Raw genomic sequence first — 2,211 nt, forward strand, 5'->3', positions numbered from 1 at the left:
ATGCGCGGGGCCACTGTGTCGACCCTGCTCTCGATCGGTGCCGGCGTACTGATCTTCGCAAGCTTCCCGCCTCGCACCCTGTGGTTCCTGGCACCGATCGGCATTGCGCTCCTGGCGCTGGTACTGACCGGCTTCGGCGGTCGACGATCGGTGTCACTGAAGGCAGGCTTCGGCTACGGGTATCTCGCCGGGCTGGGATTTTTCGTTCCGCTGCTGCCGTGGATCGGCGTGTACGTGGGGCCGATGCCGTGGTTGGCGTTGGCTGCCGCCGAGTCCGTCTTCGTGGGGTTGTTCGGGGTACTCGGCGTGGTTGCAGCGCGAAGTGCCTGGTGGCCACTGTCTCTTGCGTTGGTGTGGAGTCTGACCGAATGGTTGCGGTCGAGCGTTCCTTTCGGCGGCTTCCCCTGGGGTCGGCTGGCCTTCGGGCAACCTGAAGGCTGGTTACTGCCGTTGGCGAGCGTGGGAGGTGCGCCGCTGCTCACCTTCGGGGTGGCCCTGACCGGAACCGGCCTGGCAGCGCTGATTCTGGCGAGCTGCCGACTGCGCAGTGTGCGATCTTTCGTCGTTCCCGTTGCCGTGACGACGGTCGCGTCCATCTTCGCACTGGCTCTGCTACCGACTTTGCACACCAACGACGCGGAGGACGGCGAACGCACAGTCACTATCGCTGCCGTGCAGGGAAGCGTTCCGCGATTGGGTCTGGATTTCAACGCACAGCGCCGCGCAGTTCTGGACAACCACGTCCGGGAGACCATGACTCTGGCGGCCGATGTCCAGGCGGGCCGACAACCCGCGCCGGATCTCGTCGTGTGGCCGGAGAACGCGTCCGATATCGATCCGCTGCGGAATGCCGACGCTGCGACTGTCATCACTCGAGCATCGGTTGCCGTCGGTGCGCCGATCCTCGTGGGCACGGTGCTCGTCAATGCCGACGGCACGAACTCGAACTCCGTGATCGCCTGGAACGGTGACGACGGCCCAGGCGAGCGCCACGACAAAAAGATAATTCAACCGTTCGGCGAGTACTTGCCCTACCGAAGCTTTTTTCGATTGTTTTCCGGATATGCCGACCGGGCGGGATATTTCGTCCCTGGTAGCGGTAACGGCGTGGTTCACGCGGCAGGAATAGCCGCCGGAATAGCAACGTGCTACGAGGTCGCATTCGATCGCGCTCTCGAAGAATCGGTCCGGTCCGGCGCGGAATTCATTGCCATTCCTACCAACAACGCGACCTTCGGTGACACCGAAATGACCTACCAGCAACTGGCGATGTCGCGAGTACGGGCCGTCGAGCACGGAAGGACTGTCGTGGTGGCCGCGACGAGTGGCGTCAGCGCAATAGTCTCGCCCGACGGCGACGTGTTGCAGCAGACGCCGCTGTTCACTCCCGACGTGCTGGTTTCGAGTGTTGCGCTGCGTCGAACGCACACCGTCGCCACCCGGCTCGGCTTCGGATCGGAGCTGATCCTGTGTCTTTCTGCTGTCGGTGCACTCGGTGTGACCCTGCTGATCAGGCGGCGCGAGTCGGCACACAAACAAACGTGAAGTCCGTAAATGCCACGTTTTCACACCTCGACGCCGGATAAATACAGGGAGGTCACGCCTGTTCCTATCGAGGAGTCATTCGTTCGATCGAATAGTGCAGCTTCGAGTGGCGAACACGGTCACTCCTGTAACAGGCTGGCAGCGGTGGTCGATGCTTCTTATGACTACTGCACAAAAGGCTCCTGCCAATGTTGTATCTTTGTAAGCCGCTGGAGGTGTTCGAGGCCGGTTTTCCGGGGCGGCTTCAGTGGGTGGACGGGCTCGACAGATTCGGCCACACGTTGTAACGGGATCGAAGGGTCGGCACCGACGTCGGGTTCGTGCCGAACACCTGTTCGGGGAGGGGAAGCTCGTGCCGCAGACACTTGTCCGATCGGTCGTCGTCTCACGCTCGTTCTACGAACTCACGGTTCGGTCGACGCGGTAAAAACAGGGAGCCGCCCCGTTTCAATCCGGTCGGCGACGCGCGACGAAGCAATACGAGCCCTGCCAGAACACCGGGCGTGTGTGAACAGACACGAACGCAGACCAGAACGGAAGCCAGAATTGCTCAATCGCGCGCACAAGCCGCCGCGGCTCGACACCCCGAAACGGATCGAAACTTCCGGACCGATCGATTCGGCATCGAACTTCACCACCGCGACCGTGCCGCCGAAAGGCAAGTGA

1 protein-coding gene is annotated in these 2,211 nt (G+C 62.2%); it reads left to right on the forward strand.

Annotated features, from left to right (window positions below):
* Positions 1-1,545 (forward strand): apolipoprotein N-acyltransferase, encoded by a 1,545-nt coding sequence (gene lnt / locus O4220_RS17750; protein ID WP_269606968.1) that lies wholly within the window; start codon positions 1-3, stop codon positions 1,543-1,545.
* The last annotated feature ends 666 nt before the right edge of the window (positions 1,546-2,211 follow it).

The sequence above is a fragment of the Rhodococcus ruber genome, assembly GCF_027270735.1.
Lineage (GTDB): Bacteria > Actinomycetota > Actinomycetes > Mycobacteriales > Mycobacteriaceae > Rhodococcoides > Rhodococcoides rubrum_A.